Here is a 20,027-nt window from a genome sequence, read left to right on the forward strand (position 1 = left end):
AGATAAACCGATAGAGGCATTGTTCTTGGTAAAGATGCTCGTCACATCCAGAGCCATCGGGGCGCAGATTAAGCCGGCTTCAGTGAAGATCGCGTTAACGGACATATAACATGTGAAAGCAATCAACAGAGACGGCGATCCCACTCAATACTACGTATACAGCTTCATGAAGGAAAGGACCGGGCGCTCAGTTAGCACAATTGCCCCGCATGAACGGCAGCCCAATTAAGCCAGTTGAATACGCTTGCGGTCTGACCTCCGGGGGACAGGCGGCATGACTCCGCGACCACATTGGTGAATGCGAGCCCTAGTCCGAGCTGAATTGTGGGCTTGATGGTTGCGGGCCAACAGCATCACAACGCACCCTGAACTCCCCCAAAGGAGCGCCTCGATGAAAGCCATCGCCATCACTCGCCATCTTCCAATCGACGATCCCGAGTCGCTGCTTGACATGGAGCTTCCGACACCTGCAGCGCCGTCCGGGTATGACTTATTAGTGCGTGTGGAGGCGATCTCGGTGAATCCGGTCGACGCCAAGGTGCGTGCGCCCAAGCCGCAAACGCTGGATGCGCCGAAAATTCTCGGCTACGACGCCGCCGGCGTGGTCGAAGCAGTGGGCCCGGAAGTCACTGCATTCGTGGTGGGCGACGAGGTCTATTACGCAGGAGATATCGGAAGGCCGGGCAGCAACGCGCAGTACCAGCTGGTCGATGCGCGCATCGCCGGCTGCAAGCCGACCTCGCTCAGCTTTGCCGAGGCGGCTGCGTTGCCGCTGACCACGCTGACCGCGTGGGAGTTGTTGTTCCAGCGCATGCCGTTTGCCTTCGACGGCGCACGCAATCGCGGCAAGCACTTATTGATCATCGGGGGTGCCGGTGGCGTGGGCTCCATTGCGATCCAGCTGGCGCGGCATGCCGGCTTTACGGTCATCGCCACGGCATCGCGGCCGGAGACGATTGAGTGGGTGCGCCAGATGGGCGCGCAGCATGTGATCGATCACCACCAACCGTTGCACCCGCAATTGCAGGCGCTAGGCCTGCAGAGTGTGGATGCGGCGCTCAATCTGGCCGACACCGACCGCTACTGGCAGCAGTTGGGCGAGATCCTGGCACCCCAGGGACACGTGGGTTTGATCGTGGAGCCGCGCGGCCCGCTGTCGATTGGCGACCCCTACAAATCCAAGTGCATCGGCATCCACTGGGAACTGATGTTCACGCGCGCCCGTTATGCAACAGAAGACATGGTCGAGCAGCACCGCATCCTCAATCGTGCTGCCAGCCTGATCGATGCCGGCGAACTGCGCACCACGCAGACCGAGACGCTGTCGCCGATCAATGCGCAACAATTGCGCGAGGCGCATCGGCGGCTGGAAAGCGGCAGCACGATCGGCAAGCTGGTACTGGCGGGCTGGTGATCGGCGTCACTGGTTGAGTTTGCCCGCTGCGTTTGCGCGGGCTTGCGGATCCCGCCCTCTCCAGCAGACTGCCGACAGCACGGGCCGCGTGCGTCAAGACTTGCCGATACGCCCGTTTGCCTGCATCGTGCGCACTCCGTACGCCAGCGTATCCATATCATGTCGCCCGCCACCGGCCTGCCTGACTCGCCCTACCCGCACCTGTTCACCCCGCTCGATCTGGGTTTCACGCAATTGCGCAATCGCGTCCTGATGGGCTCGATGCACACCGGTCTTGAAGACCGTGCGCGCGATTTCCCCAAACTGGCCGCGTATTTCGCCGAGCGCGCGGCCGGCGGTGTCGGGCTGATCGTCACCGGTGGGTTTTCGCCGAATGTGGTGGGCTGGCTCAAGCCGTTTGGCGGCAAGCTGTCGTGGCCGTGGGAAGTGCGCCCGCATCGTCAGGTCACCCGTGCGGTGCACGCACATGGCGCCAAGATCTGCCTGCAGCTGCTACACGCCGGGCGCTACGCCTATCACCCGTTGTCGGTGGCGCCGTCCAGGCTCAAGGCGCCGATCAATCCGTTCACTCCGCGCGCGTTGTCGGCGCGTGCGGTGGATCGGCAGATCGCGGCCTATGCGCGCGCGGCGCGGCTGGCGCGCGAGGCCGGTTACGACGGCGTGGAGGTGATGGGGTCGGAAGGCTATCTCATCAACGAATTCACCGCCGCGCGCACCAACCAGCGCAGCGATGCCTGGGGCGGCGATGCGACCAAGCGCATGCGCTTTGCGGTGGAGATCGTTCGGCGCATCCGCGAGGCCTGCGGGCCGGACTTCATCATCATCTACCGGCTGTCGCTGGTGGATCTGGTCGATGACGGCAACCAGTGGCAGGAGATCCTGGCGCAGGCGCAGGCAATCGAGGCAGCCGGCGCCACCATCATCAATTCCGGCATTGGCTGGCACGAGGCGCGCATTCCGACCATCGCCACATCGGTACCTCGCGCGGCGTTTGCCGGGGTGACCGCCAAGCTCAAGCCGCACCTGCGCATTCCGGTGGTGGCAACCAACCGCATCAACATGCCGGAAGTGGCCGAGCGCATCCTGGCCGACGGCGCAGCCGACATGGTGTCGCTGGCGCGCCCACTGTTGGCCGACCCTCAATGGGCCAACAAGGCCAGCGCCGGCCAATCGCACACGATCAATACGTGCATCGCCTGCAACCAGGCCTGCCTGGATCATGTGTTCGACAACAAGTTGGCCAGCTGCCTAGTCAACCCACGCGCAGTGCACGAAACCGAGCTGATCTACGCACCGACCACCACGCCAAAGCGCATCGCGGTGGTCGGTGCAGGCCCTGCCGGACTGGCCTGCGCAACGGTGGCGGCCGAGCGCGGCCACCAGGTGACCTTGTTCGATGCAAGCGATGAAATCGGCGGGCAATTCAATGTCGCCAAGCGCATCCCGGGCAAGGAAGAATTCAACGAGACGCTGCGCTATTTCGGCCACCGTATCGAAGCCACCGGCGTAGCGCTGCGGTTGCAGACACCCGTGCAGGCGGCTGACCTGAAAAACTTCGACGAGATCGTGCTGGCCACCGGCATCGAGCCGCGCAAGGTGGACTTCCCCGGTGCCGATCATCCAATGGTGGTCAATTACCTGGACATAGTGCTGGGCCGCCATGTAGCGGCCGACAAGGTCGCCATCATCGGCGCCGGCGGAATCGGTTTCGATGTCGGCGAATTTCTGGTGCACGAAGGCGTCTCGCCAGCGCTGGATCCGGCGCGCTGGATGGCCGAATGGGGCGTGGATCCCAGCTTCGAAACGCGCGGCGCGTTGGCCAAACCGCAACCCGAGCGCCCTGCCCGTCAGGTCTGGCTGCTGCAGCGCAGCCCCGGCAAACCCGGCGCGCGTCTGGGCAAGACCACCGGCTGGATCCACCGCGCCACGCTCAAGGCCAAGGGCGTCAAGATGCTCGGCGGCGTGGAGTATCTGGGCGTGGACGATGCAGGGTTGCGGATCCGCGTTGAAGGCACCGAGCAACTGCTCGATGTCGGCACGGTGGTGGTCTGCGCCGGCCAGGAACCGCGTCGCGAGCTGCTTGCCGCGCTGCAGGCCAACGGGCAGCAACCGCATCTGATCGGCGGTGCGGATGTTGCCGCCGAACTGGATGCCAAGCGTGCGATCAATCAGGCATGCCGGTTGGCGGCAACCTTGTAACGAACTTGCACGCGATGTCGTAGAAGCCACAGCCGTTCTTCATTACGACGCCAGAGCGGGTGTGTGCGTCTGCAAGAGAGCCGCATTGGTTTCACTTCGATGCTGATATCGACGGTATTTAAGGCAACCGCCGGTCTGCTCGGCAGACGCTTGCGCAAGTGCACGCGCGGGCGCCTTAAAGCGGCTAACAAAACGTAGCGAGCAGTCGTCAGGTGGGCGTGGATGGCGCGCTAAGAACCGCAGTGTACGAGTGGTACATGCCACCGGCCGCACCCGCGTGGCGGTGAGCGCAGTCGCTTTGTTAGCCGCTTTAGACAGAGACAGATCGGCGCCGGCGTCGACGCTGCCATCAATGGCGCGACACCACCGGGTACGCCGCTGGTCGGAGCATGCTCGGTACATTCTTTTTTCTGTCGCGCGGCTCGGCTATAAACCCGGCATGCCATCGACCCGGACTGCATCGCCGCCTACCCTCCCGCCCGCAGCGTTGCTGGCCTACGCTGCGGCGCATTTCGGCAAGAGCCTGCTCTGGTACACCGCAGAATTGCTGCTGATTTTTGCGTTGACCGAATACGTCGGACTGGGCGCGATTGCGGCTGGCGTCGCGGTCGCTGGCGGCCTGGTCGTGAGCGCAGTGATGGGCGTGTTCGCAGCGAAGCGCTGGAGTGCCGGCGCCAGCCTGGCGTGGGCTGGGCGGTCGCAATGGCGCGGCATTGCGCTAGCAGCTGTCGCCTTGTCGTTGGTCTTTGTCACGCCGGCATTTCCGCCCGATATCCGCTTGATCAGCGTACTGCTGCTCAGCCTGCCGTTTCGCGCCGCATATGCAATCGGCGACGTGGCACAGAATACCTTGTTGGGATTGGCCCACTGGCCTTGGCATGGCGCGCGCGGCGTCAGTGCGCTGCGTCTGATCGGGAGCGGGCTGGCCGCGTTGCTGGTCAGCGCAGCGATCGGCCTGCTACTGAAAGACGGCACGCACGCCGCCGCATCCACAGCGTTGATGATCGTCGCGCTGTCCGGCAGCCTTGCCCTGCTATCGGCGTGGTGGTTACGGCAGACGCTGCAGCGCTACGCACACGTGCTTGCAGGCGCTCCAGCGCCGCCATCTGCGCCACGATGGCAGCGCGATCAGTTGCTGCCGTTGGCTGTCATCGCAGCACTGGCATTGGCACTGCCGACATTTACCAAATTGGCGCCGTATCTGGCGCAGTCGCGTATGGGCTCGGCGGGATGGGGTAGCGCGGTGTTGATTGCCTATGCGCTTGGCAGCGTCGTCGTGCAGCCCTTGGCTGCACGCTGGCCGACTGTGGCAATGCATCGACTAGGCGTCAGCGGAGCGGCGTTGGCCGCACTTGGGCTGGTGTTCGCCATGGCTGTCTCTCGCCACACCGTGCTGGATGCCAGCCTGGCCTTCGGCATCGGTCTGGCGGCGGGCAGTGCCGGGCAATGGGTCTGGGCACGGCATGCAGAACTCGCCTCGCGCCACGGCCCAGCACAGCAGGCGCGCGGATTCGCCGCACTCACCGCCACCGCCCAACTTGCATTGGCAGCAGGCAGTGCATTGATCGGATTGCTACTTGGCGCATCCGACTATCGCTCTGGTCACAACGCGCATCTGGCGTGGGCAATGGCATTGGGTCCGATGATTTGCGGCGTGCTGTGCGTGTTGATCGCCTGGGCCGGTAGCGCCTTTGTGATGTCTGGAAAACGCAGATCTGTCGCAGCAGCGCTGCCTTCGCGCCACGTGTAATCGTCTCGATAACGCAGCAAGAACTTCAGCGATTGCGTCTGACGTTCTTCGCTGATTGCAATGATGCGCACCAGCAATCGCAGTGCATGCAGTAGATGCACAAAAATCTTCTGCGCCACGCTGAATTGAAGCGTCTCATTCAATACGCATGATGAGTTCAAAACTGCAGTGAATTAGAACGGCTAACAAAACATCGTCGTCCGTTGCCGACACTGATACATCTGCGCGAAGCTATCAATGCAAGCCATGTGCGGACCATTGCGTTAAGCACACCGGTCTGCACATCTCGATATGTCATCAACGCGCCTGAAGTCGGCGCTAAAGCACATTAGCAAGTGATGATGGCGTGTAGCGCAGAACACTTTTGGTGCCGCATACGCACTTTTCATGCATGCAACGCAAGACAATCATCCTGCACACTTGCCACACATCGCATGCGTATCGCGCAGTTCTAAATTTCAATATGTGCAGTCGCTACATCGATGCGACGCATCTCAATGTTGCATCGCAAAGCTCTCATCCAGCGAAGCACTAGACACAGCAGGCAATCACGCGCGTCGACCCTGCCCATTCAGCAGGGATTATGTGATCGCCGCCTACCTTGCGCCAACTTTTTGACCCACCGCATTTGGTGGGCACCTTCGGCAGATGTGTCTTTCGCCGGAGACTTGGCGGCCCTTGGCAGGTCGCCTCCCCATGACGCCAAGCCCTTCGCACTGGTGCATCCACTTTGGATGGCCTGCGGATCGGCCCATACGGAGCAAGGAGTTCTATGAAACTGGCTTGGATACTTTGGCTGTCGCAATTATTGCCGCAGCCGGCTGCAGATTCGTTGTGTTTGAGTACCACCGTATACCTGGAAGCGCGCGACCAGACCTTGCGTGGCCAACAAGCCGTTGCAGAAGTCGCGTTGCGTCGTCTGGACAGTGGTTTGTGGGGCGATTCGATGTGTCAGGTAGTCACCGCGCGCAAGCAGTTCGCGCCGACCATCGTGTCACCGGGAACTCAGCTCAAGAATGACGATGCCTGGAACAAGGCATTGGATGTGGCATTGGCCGCAGAGCGCAACTGGGCGTTACCGGTAGGTCAACGCAAAGAGATCGTGCCAGGCGCGAGCCACTTTGCCGCCAGCGCGATTGCGAGCCCCAGCTGGCGCAATGCGTATCAGGTTGCCACCATCGGCGACCACACGTTCTATCGCGTGCAGAAGCTGCGTCCACGCACTGCATCCTGACGCTTTCCACGCACGCGCGCATGCGTTGCCGCTAAGCTTGCGCCTTCGTTCTCGCGTGGAATTCCTATGAAGCTGTACACCAAGCCCGGCGCGTGCTCGCTGGCAGATCACATCGTGTTGCGCTGGTCGGGCCTGCCGTTCGAGTTGACCGTTGTCGATGCCGCCACGATGAAGTCCCCCGAGTATCTGCGCCTGAATCCGGCCGGCGCGGTTCCGCTGTTGGTGGTCGACGATTGGGCGTTGAATCAGAACGCGGCCATCCTCAACTACATCGCCGACATCGCACCGCTTACCGGTCTGTCCGGCGACGGCACTGCGCGCAGCCGCGCCGAGATCAATCGCTGGATCGCCTTCGCCAATGCCGATGTGCATCCGACATTCAAGCCGATCTTCGGCAGCACTGCGTATCTGCAGGACGACGCACTGCTTGCGCGCAGCCACGACGACGCACGCAGCAAGTTGCGCACCTTGTACGAACGTGCCAACACGCATCTGCAGGATCGTACCTGGCTGGCCAGCGATACCCATACCGGTGCCGATGCGTATCTGTTCGTGACTTTGTTGTGGGCGCAGAAGGTCGGCGTGGATCTGAGTGGCTTGAATGCACTGGATGCGTTCTTGCAGCGCATGCTGGCCGATGCCGATGTGCAGGCCGCATTGAAGGCCGAAGGTCTGGCGTAAGCCGAGCGCATCGCGCGAGTTGATCAGAGTGCGGCGGCAGCACCTACCGCACAGAGAGTCCCACATCGACGTGCGTGATTGATTTTTGGCGCCACAACGCAACGCATCACTTACGCGACGCATAAAAAACGCCGGGCACTGCCCGGCGTTTTCGTTACAACCTAAAGCAAAACTCAGCCCAGCAGATGCGACACGCCGCTGCGCTCTTCTTCCAGCTCGGCCAGGGTCTTGTCGATGTACTTCTGGCTGAAGTCGTCGATCGGCAGATCCTTGACCAGGGTGTACTCGCCATTGGCGGTGATCACCGGGAAGCCGAAGATCACGCCTTCCGGAATGCCGTAGGAGCCGTCGGACGGCACGCCCATCGTCACCCACTTGCCGTCGCTGCCCAGCACCCAATCACGCACGTGATCGATGGCGGCATTGGCAGCCGACGCAGCAGAGGACAGGCCGCGTGCTTCGATGATCGCCGCGCCGCGCTTGCCCACGGTCGGGATGAAGCTGGACGCGTTCCATTCCTGGTCGTTGATCGCATCGCCGATGGAGGCGCCATCGGAGGTGGCGAAACGGTAGTCCGGGTACATGGTCGGGCTGTGGTTGCCCCACACCACCAGCTTCTCGATACCGCCGACCGGCTTGCCGAGCTTTTGCGACAGCTGGCTCAGCGCGCGGTTGTGGTCCAGACGCAGCATGGCGGTGAAGTTCTTCGGGTTCAGATCCGGCGCCGACTTCATTGCGATGTAGGCATTGGTGTTGGCCGGGTTACCGACCACCAGCACCTTGACGTCACGCTTGGCGACCTTGTTCAGGGCCGCACCCTGCGCGGTGAAGATCTTGGCGTTTTCCAGCAGCAGGTCCTTGCGCTCCATGCCCGGGCCGCGCGGACGCGCGCCAACCAGCAGCGCAACGTCGATGTCCTTGAACGCCACTTCGGCATCGTCGGTGCCGACCACGCCGGCCAGCAGCGGGAATGCGCAGTCTTCCAGCTCCATGATCACGCCCTTGAGCGCGGCCTGGGCCTTTTCATTGGACAGTTCCAGCAATTGCAGGATCACCGGCTGATCCTTGCCCAGCATTTCGCCGGAGGCGATGCGGAACAGCAGGGCATAGCCGATCTGGCCGGCAGCGCCGGTCACGGCAACACGAACAGGTGCTTTCATGGGGAGTTTCCTCTGCTAAAAAACGTGGGTGGAGGTGCACGCTGGCGTGGCGCAAGGCCTGGCGGCGCGCAATGACAAGCGAACGGCCGCACTTGGCGGCCGTTCGGGGAAAGACATCAGGCGGCGAGGATCTTGTTCCACTCCGCAACGCGGTCGGCCTTGGCGGCCAGCACGGCGTCGGTGTCGCCTTCGATCGTCACCTTGTTGATCACATCGCCCTGGGCGACCGCATCGACCACGTCCAGGCCCTGGGTGACCTTGCCGAACACGGTGTGCTTGCCGTCCAGCCAGTTGGTGGCGACATGGGTGATGAAGAACTGGCTGCCGTTGGTGTTGGGGCCGGCATTGGCCATGGACAGCACGCCGCGGTCGTGACCGACGCCGTTGTTGGCTTCATCTTCGAAACGATAGCCCGGGCCGCCGCGGCCGGAGCCTTCCGGGCAGCCGCCCTGAATCATGAAGTCGGCGATGACGCGGTGGAAGCTCAGGCCGTCGTAGAACCCGCGCTGGACCAGGTTGACGAAGTTGGCAACGGTCAGCGGGGCCTTGTCGGCGAACAGCTCAACCACGATCGGGCCGCGGGTGGTGTCGAAATGGGCAATCAGGGACATGGAAATCCTTGCAGGTTTCAGGGTGTATGACAGCCCATTAGAATACACCCGGGCGTGTAACCGGCCGTACAGGCGTACGACCATGGTCGGGGTGCACAGTAAGCTGAATGGGCGTTTTGAACCATCTGACGGCCGGGCGCAACGGCACGGCAACGAAACCGCTATAATGTCGGGCTTACCTTCTCAAGACTGGCGCCAGACAGGGGCCCTTTCCGCATGTCCATCGAAAAACTCCGCAATATCGCCATCGTCGCGCACGTCGACCACGGCAAGACCACCCTCGTCGACTGCCTGCTGAAGCAGTCCGGCACCCTGTCCGAACGCACCGTGTTGGCTGAGCGCGTGATGGACAGCAACGATCAGGAAAAGGAACGTGGCATCACGATCCTGGCCAAGAACACGGCCATCACCTGGAACGGCAACCGCATCAACATCGTCGACACCCCAGGACACGCCGACTTCGGTGGCGAAGTCGAGCGTGTGCTGTCGATGGTGGACTCGGTGCTGATCCTGGTCGACGCGATGGACGGCCCGATGCCGCAGACGCGCTTCGTGACCCAGAAGGCCTTTGCGATGGGCTTCAAGCCGATCGTGGTGGTCAACAAAATCGACCGTCCCGGCGCGCGCCCGGACTGGGTGATCGACCAGGTGTTCGACCTGTTCGACAAGCTCGGCGCAACCGACGAGCAGCTGGATTTCCCGATCGTCTACACCTCTGCATTGAACGGCTACGCCAGCCTGGATTCGAGCGTGCGCGACGGCGACATGACCCCGCTGTACGAAGCGATCATGCAGCACGTGTCGGCACCGGACGTGGATCCGGACGGCCCGTTCCAGATGCGCATCAGCCAGCTCGATTACAACAACTTCGTCGGCGTGATCGGCATCGGCCGCATCCAGCGCGGCGTGTTGAAGAAGAACATGCCGGTCAGCGTGATCGACCGCGAAGGCAAGAAGCGTCAGGGCAAGGTGCTGCAGGTACTGGGCTTCCTGGGCCTTGAGCGCATCGAGCAGGACACCGCCGAGGCCGGCGACATCGTAGCCATTTCCGGCGTGTCCGAGCTGACCATTTCCGACACCGTGTGCGCGCTCGACGCGCCGGAAGGCCTGCCGCCGCTCACCGTGGACGAGCCGACCATCTCGATGACCTTCCAGGTCAACAACTCGCCGTTCGCCGGCAACAAGGACCTGTCCGGCGGCAAGTTCCTGACCAGCCGCCAGCTGCGCGACCGTCTGGACCGCGAGAAGGTGCACAACGTGGCGCTGAAGGTCGAGGAAGGCTCCGACGCCGACAAGTTCCTGGTCTCCGGCCGTGGCGAACTGCATCTGTCGGTGCTGATCGAAAACATGCGTCGTGAAGGCTACGAGCTGGCCGTGTCGCGTCCGGAAGTGATCATCAAGGAGATCGACGGCAAGCAGATGGAGCCGATCGAACAGCTTGTGGTCGATATCGAAGAGCAGCACCAGGGCGGCGTGATGGAAAAGCTGGGCAGCCGCAAGGGCCAGCTGAAGAACATGGAGTCCGACGGCAAGGGCCGTGTGCGTCTGGATTACATGATCCCGGCGCGTGGTCTGATCGGCTTCCAGAACGAGTTCCGCACCCTGACCCAGGGCTCGGGCCTGCTGTTCCACGTGTTCGACCATTACGGTCCGAAGGAACAGGGCGCGATCGCCAAGCGCCAGAACGGCGTGATGATTGCCAACGCTGCAGGCGCCACCCCGGCCTATGCGCTGGGGCCGTTGGAAGAGCGTGGCCGTCTGTTCGCTGCCGAAGGCGACAACGTGTACGAAGGTCAGCTGGTCGGTATCCACTCCAAGGACAACGATCTGACCGTCAATGCGATCAAGACCAAGCCGCTGACCAACATGCGCGCCTCGGGCAAGGACGATGCGATCAAGCTGACCCCGGCGATCAAGTACACGCTGGAGCAGGCACTGGACTTCATCGAGGACGACGAGCTGGTTGAAGTCACCCCGAAGGAAATCCGCCTGCGCAAGAAGGGCCTGACCGAAAGTGATCGTAAGCGCTCCGGCCGTTCGGGCTGAGTTGCTGGTTAGCCCACGGTCGTGAGCAACAAACCCTACAGCCCGGATCCGCGTGCGCATCCGGGGCTGCATGTGATCGCCTTGCTGGAGGCGGTCAAAGGGACGCTTGCGCTGTTGGCGGCGACGGGCCTGGAAATTCTGGGCCCGCTCCCGCTGCAAAACGCGGTCAGTACCATGATCCGCCGGTTTAGTCTGGATCCCGACCACGGCGCACTGCCGTCGTTGCTTAAGACCATCAGTCCCGACGCTGTCCATCTGGCCGCTGCCGCCATGCTGGCCTATGGCCTGCTACACGTCGTGGAAGCTTGGGGGTTGTGGCGTGCCAAGGCATGGGCCTCGCTATTGGGCTGCCTGTCGGCGGCCATCTATCTGCCATTCGATATCTACGCCATCGTCCGCCATCCCGGCTGGACCGCCTGGGGCGTACTGGCAATCAATCTGATCGTGGTCGGCGTGCTGGCACGCGATCTGCTCAAGCGCCGGCGTCGCTGACGCACCCTGCTCGTCTGCCGGCACTTCTTCCTACACGTTGTCACCCCGACGCAGCGCCGTTAGCCTGCGAATAGTCCTCCGGGGAGACCGTCAATGCGATCCACCACCTTGTCCTTTGCGCTATTGCTTGCGCTATGCGGCTGTGCGCATGCCGATGCGAACGTATCGACCGCCAAACAACTGGATCTGACCGACGCCGACATCGCCGGCTTGCAGGCGCATATGGCTTCCGGCAAGACCAACAGCCTGGAACTCACGCGCGCATACCTGCAGCGCATCGCCACGATCGATCGCGTCGGCCCCAAACTCAACTCGGTGATCGAACTCAATCCGCAGGCCGAAGCGGATGCCCGCGCATTGGACGCCGAACGCCGCGCCGGTCGCATGCGCGGCCCGTTACATGGCATTCCCGTGTTGCTCAAGGACAACATCGATGCTGTGCCGATGGTCAACAGCGCCGGCTCGCTGGCCCTGGCCGATTTCAAGCACAGCCGCGATGCGTTTCTGGTGCAGCGCCTGCGCACGGCCGGCGCGGTGATCCTGGGCAAGACCAACCTCAGTGAGTGGGCCAATTTTCGCTCCACCAAGTCCAGCTCGGGTTGGAGCGCGCGTGGCGGCCTGACCCGCAATCCTTACGCGCTGGATCGCAATCCCTGCGGCTCCAGTGCCGGCACGGGCGCGGCGATCGCCGCCAGCCTGGCCACCGTCGGCATCGGCACCGAGACCGACGGCAGCATCACCTGCCCGGCCTCGGTAAATGGATTGGTAGGACTCAAACCGACCGTGGGCCTGATCAGCCGCGACGGCATCATCCCGATCTCGGCCAGCCAGGACACCGCCGGCCCGATGACGCGCAGCGTTGCCGATGCTGCCGCGTTGCTGCAGGCGATCGCCGCACCCGATCCGCAGGATCCGGCCACACGCGATGCGCCGTCTTCAACACCGGACTATCTCGCGCACCTCAAACCCGATGGCCTGCGTGGCGCGCGTCTGGGCCTGTTGCGCAACCCGCTGCGCGAAGATCCCGCCATTGCCGCAGCACTGGATCGCGCCGTGCAGAGCCTGCGTGCAGCGGGTGCCACGGTCATCGAAACCAGCCTGGCCACCGATGGCAAGTGGGATGCCGCTGAGCAGACGGTGTTGTTGGTCGAATTCAAGGCCGGGTTGAATGCCTATCTGCGCAGCCACGCCGCACCGGTGTCGAGCCTGGAACAGCTGATCGCCTTCAATCGCACGCATGCGCAGCGCGAGATGCCCTACTTCGCGCAAGAGCTGTTCGAGCAGGCGCAGGCGGCACCCGGCCTGGAAGACCCCGCGTATCTCACTGCGCGCGCCACCGCCAAACGGCTGGCCGGGCCGGAAGGCATCGACGCCGCACTGAAGACCCATCGCCTGGACGCGCTGATCGTACCGACCACCGGCGCCGCTTGGGTCACCGATCTGGTCAAGGGCGATACCTTTCCCGGCGCCGGTTACGGTGCCGCCGCGGTGGCGGGTTATCCCAGCCTGAGCGTGCCGATGGGGCAGACCCAGGGCCTGCCGCTCGGCCTGCTGTTCATGGGCAGCGCCTGGAGCGAGCCGCGCTTGATCGAACTGGCCTACGCCTACGAGCAACGCAGCAAGGCGCGCTTTGCGCCCAGCTATGCGCCGAGCGCACCGGCCGCGGCGGTGCCTGTGCCTAAACCGTAGTCGCGGGCTCGCCGTCTTCTGCACCGGGCGAGCGCACGCTCTCCTGGGCGACCGGCGCGGCCGCACGCTCCGGCGGTTTTTCCTGCGCCGCGATCTCGGCGCGGATCCTGGGCAGCGCGTAAGGATGCTCGCGGGTGAGGAAGTCGATCATGCGCTCGCGCGCGATGCAGCGCAGATCGAACGCATCGCCGGAATTACGTGCGCTCACCAGCAGACGCACCTGGATCGTGCTCTCGCTGGTTTCCGTCACCTGGGTCACGCACACGCGTCCATCCCAGAGCGGCTCGCTTTTGCAGATGCGCTCAAGCTCCGCGCGCACCGCCGCGATCGGGGTGCGGTAATCCAGCCACAGGAACGCGGTACCTAGCAGATCAGCGCTGCTGCGTGTCCAGTTCTGGAACGGGTGCTCGATCCACCAGGTCAACGGCACCACCATGCGCCGCTCGTCCCAGATCCGCACCACCACGTACGAGCTGCCGATCTCCTCGATGCGGCCCCACTCGCCTTCCACAATCACCACATCGTCCAGCCGGATCGGCTGCGTCAACGCGATCTGCAGACCGGCGATCAAGTTGCCGAACACCGGCTTGGCCGCGATACCGGCCACCAGCCCAATGATGCCGGCCGAGGCCAGCAGCGTCTTGCCGATCTGGCGCACTTGCGGAAACGTCAGCAGCACCACCGAGATCCCGAGCAGGATCACCGCACCCATCACCACCCGGCTCAGCACACGGGTCTGGGTCTGGATACGCCGTGCGGTGAGGTTGTCGGACACCTCGATCGGGTTGCTGCGCAGAATCGCCATCTCACCGGCGGCGACCGCGCGTACCAATAACCAGGTCACGCAGCCGACGATGCCGACATGCAACAGATGCTGCACCGCTGCCAGGCCTTTGCCCGATAGCGGCGTCGCCTCGGTCGCGATGCCCAGAAACAGCAACGGCAGGATGAAGGCAGCCGGCAGTGTGACCACGCGGATGATGCGTGCGCGGCGATAGTCGCGGCCTTGCATGCGGCGAAACAGCCACAGCATCAACGACCAGACCACGATGCCCGCCAATAGCGAGGCACCAAGCGGGATTGCGTATTCGCGGATGACGTTCCAATCGGCAGTCAAACCGTTCCTCCTGTGGGGGGAAAGAGGGATGGCTGCAGGATCATGCCGCAAGCGGCATGAGCATCACGTCATACGCACATTGAAATCACGCGCCCAGCGGTTGCGCCACCACCTGTTGTTGCTTGCGTACGATCGCCATCGCAATTTCCAGCGACTGCTCATAGTTCAAGCGCGGATCCACGCTGGAACGATAGGCACGCTCCAGATCGCGCTCGGTCAACTCGCGCGCACCACCAGTGCATTCAGTGACGTCTTCGCCGGTCAGCTCCAGATGCACACCGCCCAGCCGCGTCCCGGCTGCCGCGTGCAGATCGAACGACAACTCCACCTCGCTGCGGATATTGTCGAAACGCCTTGTTTTGTAGCCATTTCCGGTACTTTCGGTATTGCCGTGCATCGCATCGCACACCCACAACACCCGCCGTCCATCGCGCTTGACCGCATCCAGCAGCGGCGGCAATTTTTCGGCGATCTGCGCCGCGCCCATGCGGTGGATGAAACTCAAGCGGCCGGGTTCGTCTTCCGGATTGAGCACGTCGATCAGACGCAACAACTGGTCCGGCTGTACCGACGGCCCGACCTTGATCGCGATCGGATTGCGCACGCCACGCAGATATTCCACGTGCGCGCCATCCAAGGCTGCGGTGCGCATGCCGATCCACGGGTAATGCGTGCTCAGGTTGAACCAACCCCACTGGCGCGGCACCTGACGGGTCAAGCCTTCCTCGTACGGCAGCAACAGCGCCTCATGCGAGGTGTAGAAATCGATGCGATTGAGGTTGTACACCTCCGCCCCGGACAAGGTTTCCATGAAGCGCACCGCATCGCCGATCGAGGACACCATCTTCTGGTAGTCCGCCGCCAGCGGCGAATAGCCCACCCAATCCAGATTCCAGTATTCGGGGTGGTGCAAGTCGGCAAAGCCACCGTCGATCAAGGCGCGCACGAAATTCATCGTCATCGCCGAGCGCGAATGCGCGGTGATCATGCGGCGCGGATCCGGTATGCGCGCCGCTTCGGTGAACGCCGGCGCATTGATCACATCGCCGCGATAACTCGGCAAGGTCACCCCGTCGCGGGTTTCGGTGTCGGCCGAACGCGGCTTGGCATACTGTCCGGCAAAGCGGCCCACCCGCACCACCGGTAGGTGCAGGCCGTGCACCAGCACCAGGCTCATTTGCAGCAGCACTTTCAAGCGATTCGAGATCGTGCCCGATTCGCAATCGCTGAAATTCTCCGCGCAATCGCCACCTTGCAGAAGAAAACGCTTGCCTTCCTGGGCCTCGGCCAGCTGGCGCTTGAGCGCAAAGATTTCCCACGAAGTCACCAGCGGCGGCAGCTGCCGCAACTCGTCCAAGGTGTGCTCCAACGCAGCTGCGTCCGGGTAGGTCGGCATCTGCAGCGCCGGACGCTGGCGCCAACTCTGCGGCGACCAGTGGTCTGCCTCGTTGACGGACGGATGAAGGGAAGCGGACATCGTGAACTCCAGAAATCTCGGGCGCCGGCCATTGCCGGAACGGTTAGAACAACTTGCGCGGACCACGCTGCTTGAACCCGGCATACAGCGCCCACAGCGCCAAGCCCACGAACCACAGCATGCTCCACATCGGCATGCTCAAACCCAGAAAGCGCCAATCGATATTGCCGCAATCGCCGGTGCCGGTCAGCACGGTGCGGAACACTTCGAACGGCCCCATCGTCTCGCTCAGAAAGCTCAGCGGCGGCCCGCACGAAGACATCATGTCCTTGGGCCGGACCTGCACCCAGACATGCCGCGCCGCGATACCCATGCCCACGCCGGCAGCGATGAAACTCAGCACACCATAGAGCTTGCGCGTGCCCGCAGCGCGTGGCCCATGCAACGCACCCAGCAGGAAAAACACAGCCAGTGCCGCAAACGCGATGCGCTGGAAGATGCACAGCGGGCATGGCTCAAGCCCAAGATGCAGCTGCACGTAGATCGCATAGGCAAGCAATCCTGCGCATGCAAGAAAGCCCAGCAGAAACTGTGCCCGGAAACCCCAACGAAATGGATTCATCGTTACCGCTTGCCTAGGATCGAGTCATCGATTATCTGCCATCGCCGCCGCCATGACCACGCAAGCCTGCGTCTGCCGGGTCCGACGGCGCGAAGCACACAGAGCGCATCTGCCTGACAGCATCAAGACAACGCGCGTGCGTGATCGCATCCAGCAGCAAAGCAGCACCGGCGCGGCATCTGGCAACTGCGTGCTGCCGTCATCGCGCAGCCCTAAGCATCCCTGCCACCAACGCAATTACGTTCGACGCACCAATGAAAAAGCCCGGCGCTAGCCGGGCTTTTTCAAGAATCTTTGCGAAGAGCGATCCGATTACTCGGCCACTTCCTCGGCGACGACCGGACGGTCGACCAGTTCGACATACGCCATCGGCGCATTGTCACCGGCACGGAAGCCGGCCTTCAGGATGCGCAGGTAGCCACCGGGACGGGTCGCGTAACGCGGGCCCAGCTCGACGAACAGCTTGCCCACTGCTTCCTTGTCGCGCAGGCGAGCGAACGCCAGACGACGGTTGGCAACGCCATCGATCTTGCCGATGGTGATCAGCGGCTCGGCGACGCGACGCAGTTCCTTGGCTTTCGGCAAGGTGGTCTTGATCAGCTCGTGCTTGAACAGCGAAGCAGCCATATTGCGGAACATGGCTTCGCGGTGAGCGCTGGTACGGTTGAATTTACGACCGGATTTCTGGTGACGCATGAGTGTGATTTCCTAAAAATGTTGAGACTGCTTGAGAGACGTTGTCGCCATCCTGGCGCTGTTGAATGGACTGCGGTTGGTCCGAGCCGGCCGTCCTTTGACCGGATGTCATCGCGGGCTTTGGCCCGTCGATGTGGAAAAAACAAACATGGGCGCCCGAAGACGCCCATGCCTTGACACATTAACCAAGCATGCCGTGCTGAGCGACACCGGCCGGCGGCCAGTTCTCCAGCTTCATGCCCAGTGCAAGGCCGCGCTGTGCCAGCACTTCCTTGATTTCGGTGAGCGACTTCTTGCCCAGATTCGGGGTCTTGAGCAGCTCCACTTCGGTCTTCTGGATCAGATCGCCGATGTAGTAGATGCTCTCGGCCTTCAGGCAGTTGGCCGAACGCACGGTCAGCTCGAGGTCGTCGATCGGGCGCAGCAGCACCGGATCCACGCCGCTGGCAGCCGGCTTGGCCGCACCGCGATCGCGGTGGGTGAAATCACCGAACACCGACAGCTGATCGCTAAGGATGTCGGCGGCGGTGCGCACGGCTTCCTCGGCATCGATCGTGCCGTTGGTTTCGATATCGATCACCAACTTGTCGAGGTCGGTGCGCTGTTCCACACGCGCAGCTTCCACGGCATAGGCAACGCGACGCACCGGCGAGAACGACGCATCCAGCATCAGACGACCGATGGTACGGGTCTCTTCGTCCGGACGACGACGTGCGGCAGCCGGCTGATAGCCGAAGCCACGCTCGATCTTCAGGCGCATGTTCAGCGCCGTGTCCTTGGTCAGGTGGCAGATCACATGGTCGCCGTTGACGATCTCGACGTTGTGATCGGTCCTGATGTCGGCCGCAGTGACCGTACCCGGACCCTGCTTGGACAGCGACAGCGTGGCGCTATCGCCACTGTGCATACGAATCGCCACGTCTTTCAGGTTGAGCAGGACGTCAAGCACGTCTTCCTGCAGCCCTTCGACCGTGGTGTACTCGTGCAGCACGCCATCGATCTCGACCTCGGTGATCGCAAAACCCGGGATCGACGACAACAGCACACGACGCAGGGCATTGCCCAGCGTGTGCCCGTAACCGCGCTCCAAGGGCTCGATCACGACCTTTGCGCGATTGTCGGTAAGACGTTCGATCTGCGGACCACGGGGGCGCAGAACCTGGTTGGCGGTAACCGTCATGTTGCGGGGTCTCCTGCGAACCTCCGGCGGTGCCGGAGGCTCTCCAATGTGAATTACTTCGAATACAACTCGACGATCAGCGCTTCGTTGATATCCGAAGGCAGGTCGGCACGATCCGGAACAGCCTTGAACACGCCGCTGAACTTCTTCGAATCGACTTCGACCCACGACGGCGTCATGTCGTGCTGCTCAGCCACGGTCAGGGCTTCCTGCACGCGGAGCTGCTTCTGTGCTTTTTCCGACAACGTGATCGCATCGCCAGCCTTGATCTGGTACGAAGCCAGATTCACAGACTTGCCATTGACCAGCACGCCACGGTGCGACACCAGCTGGCGCGCGGCCGGACGGGTGACGGCAAAGCCCATGCGATAGCAGACGTTGTCCAAACGGGTTTCCAACAACTGCAGCAGGTTCTCGCCAGTGTTGCCCTTCTTGGTCGAGGCCTTCTTGTAGTAGTTGCGGAACTGACGTTCCAGCAAACCGTAGATGCGCTTGACCTTCTGCTTTTCACGCAGCTGGGTAGCGTAGTCGGAGAGCTTGCCTTTGCGAGCCGCGCCGTGTTGGCCGGGCTTTTGCTCAAGCTTGCACTTGGAGTCCAGCGCACGCGCGGGGCTCTTGAGGGAAAGGTCGGCGCCTTCGCGGCGGGCGAGCTTACAGGTAGGACCGATATAACGAGCCATTTCTTATCGCTCCCTTAGACGCGACGCTTCTTCGGCGGACGGCACCCGTTGTGCGGGATTGGCGTCACGTCGATGATGTTGGTGATCTTGTAGCCCACGTTGTTCAACGAACGCACGGCCGACTCACGGCCCGGACCCGGACCCTTGATACGCACTTCCAGCGACTTCACGCCGTAATCGAGCGCAGCGCGGCCAGCCTTTTCGGCGGCAACCTGAGCAGCGAACGGGGTCGACTTACGCGAACCACGGAACCCGGCGCCGCCGGACGTGGCCCACGACAGCGCATTACCCTGGCGATCGGTGATGGTGATGATGGTGTTGTTGAACGAAGCATGGACGTGGGCGACGCCATCAGTGATGACGCGCTTGATCTTCTTCTTCGTTTTCTTTTCTGCTGGCTTTGCCATGATCTATCCCTTACTTCCTGATCGCCTTGCGCGGACCCTTACGGGTGCGGGCGTTGGTACGGGTACGCTGACCACGCAGCGGGAGACCACGACGATGACGCAGACCGCGGTAGCAGCCCAGATCCATCAGTCGCTTGATCGCGATACCGATTTCACGGCGCAGGTCGCCTTCGACGACATACTTGCCGACTTCGGCGCGCAAACGCTCGATTTCGGGTTCGGACAGATCACGAATCTTCGTGGTCGAGGTAACGCCTGCGGATTCGCAGAGCTTCTTCGAACGGGTACGGCCGATGCCGTAGATGCTTTGCAACCCGACCCAGACGTGCTTCTGGGCTGGCAGGTTGACGCCTGCAATACGCGCCATGACGCGATTCTCCAACTGAGTGATGGCCCGACAGCGCCCAGGCGCCATCCGGCAGGATGGATCAAAAGTGAACTCGGAATTGTAGCAAGGCCTCGGATTGCTTTGAAGCCCGTGGAACCAAAAAGTTCCATGGACCCGGCGTGGGGAGTGTGCCCTCGCTCCGGCGCCGGACGATGTTGATCCAGAAAACCTCTCCGAATCGCCTGTACTACTCCCGCACAGGACCACCTCGTCACACCCGCGCGCGAGACGTCGCGCGAGCCGC

Annotated in this window: 18 protein-coding genes and 1 other RNA gene; 8 read left to right on the forward strand and 11 right to left on the reverse strand. The window is 62.6% G+C overall.

Going from position 1 to position 20,027, the window contains the following annotated elements; translation table 11 throughout:
- The first annotated feature begins 391 nt into the window (after window positions 1-391).
- Window positions 392-1,414, forward strand: coding sequence for a zinc-binding alcohol dehydrogenase family protein (locus tag FFY45_RS04295; RefSeq protein ID WP_176339520.1), 1,023 nt, complete (start codon window positions 392-394; stop codon window positions 1,412-1,414).
- Between the two features lie 159 nt (window positions 1,415-1,573).
- Complete coding sequence (locus FFY45_RS04300; protein ID WP_176339521.1) at window positions 1,574-3,613, forward strand: NADPH-dependent 2,4-dienoyl-CoA reductase; 2,040 nt, start codon at window positions 1,574-1,576, stop codon at window positions 3,611-3,613.
- 182 nt (window positions 3,614-3,795) lie between these two features.
- Here FFY45_RS04300 and FFY45_RS04305 read toward each other — a convergent pair.
- A non-coding RNA gene (locus FFY45_RS04305) (sX9 sRNA) lies at window positions 3,796-3,872 on the reverse strand.
- 180 nt (window positions 3,873-4,052) lie between these two features.
- Here FFY45_RS04305 and FFY45_RS04310 point away from each other — a divergent pair.
- From FFY45_RS04310 to FFY45_RS04320, 3 genes are all read left to right on the forward strand, one after another.
- Window positions 4,053-5,363: an MFS transporter gene (locus FFY45_RS04310; RefSeq protein ID WP_176339522.1), complete on the forward strand. Its 1,311-nt coding sequence runs from the start codon at window positions 4,053-4,055 to the stop codon at window positions 5,361-5,363.
- A gap of 772 nt (window positions 5,364-6,135) precedes the next feature.
- Window positions 6,136-6,597 carry a cell wall hydrolase gene (locus FFY45_RS04315; RefSeq protein ID WP_014506828.1) on the forward strand — a complete coding sequence of 154 codons (462 nt, stop codon included), beginning with the start codon at window positions 6,136-6,138 and terminating at the stop codon, window positions 6,595-6,597.
- Window positions 6,598-6,663: 66 nt separating this feature from the next.
- Complete coding sequence (locus FFY45_RS04320) at window positions 6,664-7,278, forward strand: glutathione S-transferase family protein (protein ID WP_115039905.1); 615 nt, start codon at window positions 6,664-6,666, stop codon at window positions 7,276-7,278.
- A 173-nt stretch (window positions 7,279-7,451) separates the two neighbouring features.
- Here the strand turns inward: FFY45_RS04320 and FFY45_RS04325 are convergent, their stop codons facing one another.
- Together FFY45_RS04325 and FFY45_RS04330 are read right to left on the reverse strand one after the other, a co-directional pair.
- Window positions 7,452-8,438, reverse strand: a complete 987-nt coding sequence (locus FFY45_RS04325) for a malate dehydrogenase (RefSeq protein WP_176339523.1) — start codon at window positions 8,436-8,438, stop codon at window positions 7,452-7,454.
- A gap of 116 nt (window positions 8,439-8,554) precedes the next feature.
- Window positions 8,555-9,049, reverse strand: coding sequence for a peptidylprolyl isomerase (locus tag FFY45_RS04330; protein ID WP_006450656.1), 495 nt, complete (start codon window positions 9,047-9,049; stop codon window positions 8,555-8,557).
- 216 nt (window positions 9,050-9,265) lie between these two features.
- On the opposite strand from FFY45_RS04330, the gene typA reads away from it, so the two are divergent.
- From typA to FFY45_RS04345, 3 genes are all read left to right on the forward strand, one after another.
- A complete protein-coding gene (gene typA, locus FFY45_RS04335; protein WP_006450655.1) occupies window positions 9,266-11,095 on the forward strand; it encodes a translational GTPase TypA in 1,830 nt (609 codons plus the stop codon).
- Between the two features lie 72 nt (window positions 11,096-11,167).
- Window positions 11,168-11,587: a DUF2127 domain-containing protein gene (locus FFY45_RS04340; RefSeq protein WP_176339671.1), complete on the forward strand. Its 420-nt coding sequence runs from the start codon at window positions 11,168-11,170 to the stop codon at window positions 11,585-11,587.
- A gap of 108 nt (window positions 11,588-11,695) precedes the next feature.
- Entirely contained in the window at window positions 11,696-13,276 is a 1,581-nt protein-coding gene (locus tag FFY45_RS04345) for an amidase (protein ID WP_176339672.1), read from the forward strand.
- Here FFY45_RS04345 and FFY45_RS04350 read toward each other — a convergent pair.
- The 8 genes from FFY45_RS04350 to rpsM all read right to left on the reverse strand — a co-directional run bounded on the left by FFY45_RS04350 (window position 13,266) and on the right by rpsM (window position 19,762).
- Window positions 13,266-14,393, reverse strand: a complete 1,128-nt coding sequence (locus FFY45_RS04350; protein WP_176339524.1) for a mechanosensitive ion channel family protein — start codon at window positions 14,391-14,393, stop codon at window positions 13,266-13,268. The genes FFY45_RS04345 and FFY45_RS04350 overlap by 11 nt on opposite strands.
- An 85-nt stretch (window positions 14,394-14,478) precedes the next feature.
- A complete protein-coding gene (locus FFY45_RS04355) occupies window positions 14,479-15,870 on the reverse strand; it encodes a class II 3-deoxy-7-phosphoheptulonate synthase (RefSeq protein ID WP_023902829.1) in 1,392 nt (463 codons plus the stop codon).
- A 43-nt stretch (window positions 15,871-15,913) separates the two neighbouring features.
- Window positions 15,914-16,432 (reverse strand): disulfide bond formation protein B, encoded by a 519-nt coding sequence (locus FFY45_RS04360; RefSeq protein WP_023902828.1) that lies wholly within the window; start codon window positions 16,430-16,432, stop codon window positions 15,914-15,916.
- A 312-nt stretch (window positions 16,433-16,744) separates the two neighbouring features.
- On the reverse strand, window positions 16,745-17,128 hold the full coding sequence (gene rplQ / locus FFY45_RS04365) for a 50S ribosomal protein L17 (RefSeq protein WP_023902827.1): 384 nt from the start codon (window positions 17,126-17,128) through the stop codon (window positions 16,745-16,747).
- 181 nt (window positions 17,129-17,309) lie between these two features.
- The gene (locus FFY45_RS04370) at window positions 17,310-18,308 is read right to left on the reverse strand and encodes a DNA-directed RNA polymerase subunit alpha (RefSeq protein WP_023902826.1); all 999 of its coding nucleotides are present in this window, start codon (window positions 18,306-18,308) and stop codon (window positions 17,310-17,312) included.
- Between the two features lie 53 nt (window positions 18,309-18,361).
- On the reverse strand, window positions 18,362-18,988 hold the full coding sequence (gene rpsD, locus FFY45_RS04375; RefSeq protein ID WP_002811641.1) for a 30S ribosomal protein S4: 627 nt from the start codon (window positions 18,986-18,988) through the stop codon (window positions 18,362-18,364).
- A gap of 14 nt (window positions 18,989-19,002) precedes the next feature.
- Entirely contained in the window at window positions 19,003-19,395 is a 393-nt protein-coding gene (gene rpsK, locus FFY45_RS04380; RefSeq protein WP_002811645.1) for a 30S ribosomal protein S11, read from the reverse strand.
- 10 nt (window positions 19,396-19,405) lie between these two features.
- On the reverse strand, window positions 19,406-19,762 hold the full coding sequence (gene rpsM / locus FFY45_RS04385) for a 30S ribosomal protein S13 (protein ID WP_003486672.1): 357 nt from the start codon (window positions 19,760-19,762) through the stop codon (window positions 19,406-19,408).
- Window positions 19,763-20,027 lie beyond the last annotated feature (265 nt).

The sequence above is a fragment of the Xanthomonas hortorum genome (genome assembly GCF_011305375.1).
Taxonomy (GTDB): Bacteria; Pseudomonadota; Gammaproteobacteria; order Xanthomonadales; family Xanthomonadaceae; genus Xanthomonas; species Xanthomonas hortorum_E.

Bases quoted from the DNA above. Each gene is read 5' to 3' on its own strand.
- FFY45_RS04295 (WP_176339520.1), top strand. From the start codon at position 392: ATGAAAGCCATCGCCATCACTCGCCATCTTCCAATCGACGATCCCGAG.
- FFY45_RS04300 (WP_176339521.1), top strand. From the start codon at position 1,574: ATGTCGCCCGCCACCGGCCTGCCTGACTCGCCCTACCCGCACCTGTTC.
- FFY45_RS04310 (WP_176339522.1), top strand. From the start codon at position 4,053: ATGCCATCGACCCGGACTGCATCGCCGCCTACCCTCCCGCCCGCAGCG.
- FFY45_RS04315 (WP_014506828.1), top strand. From the start codon at position 6,136: ATGAAACTGGCTTGGATACTTTGGCTGTCGCAATTATTGCCGCAGCCG.
- FFY45_RS04320 (WP_115039905.1), top strand. From the start codon at position 6,664: ATGAAGCTGTACACCAAGCCCGGCGCGTGCTCGCTGGCAGATCACATC.
- FFY45_RS04325 (WP_176339523.1), bottom strand. From the start codon at position 8,438: ATGAAAGCACCTGTTCGTGTTGCCGTGACCGGCGCTGCCGGCCAGATC.
- FFY45_RS04330 (WP_006450656.1), bottom strand. From the start codon at position 9,049: ATGTCCCTGATTGCCCATTTCGACACCACCCGCGGCCCGATCGTGGTT.
- typA (WP_006450655.1), top strand. From the start codon at position 9,266: ATGTCCATCGAAAAACTCCGCAATATCGCCATCGTCGCGCACGTCGAC.
- FFY45_RS04355 (WP_023902829.1), bottom strand. From the start codon at position 15,870: ATGTCCGCTTCCCTTCATCCGTCCGTCAACGAGGCAGACCACTGGTCG.
- FFY45_RS04360 (WP_023902828.1), bottom strand. From the start codon at position 16,432: ATGAATCCATTTCGTTGGGGTTTCCGGGCACAGTTTCTGCTGGGCTTT.
- rplQ (WP_023902827.1), bottom strand. From the start codon at position 17,128: ATGCGTCACCAGAAATCCGGTCGTAAATTCAACCGTACCAGCGCTCAC.
- FFY45_RS04370 (WP_023902826.1), bottom strand. From the start codon at position 18,308: ATGACGGTTACCGCCAACCAGGTTCTGCGCCCCCGTGGTCCGCAGATC.
- rpsD (WP_002811641.1), bottom strand. From the start codon at position 18,988: ATGGCTCGTTATATCGGTCCTACCTGTAAGCTCGCCCGCCGCGAAGGC.
- rpsK (WP_002811645.1), bottom strand. From the start codon at position 19,395: ATGGCAAAGCCAGCAGAAAAGAAAACGAAGAAGAAGATCAAGCGCGTC.
- rpsM (WP_003486672.1), bottom strand. From the start codon at position 19,762: ATGGCGCGTATTGCAGGCGTCAACCTGCCAGCCCAGAAGCACGTCTGG.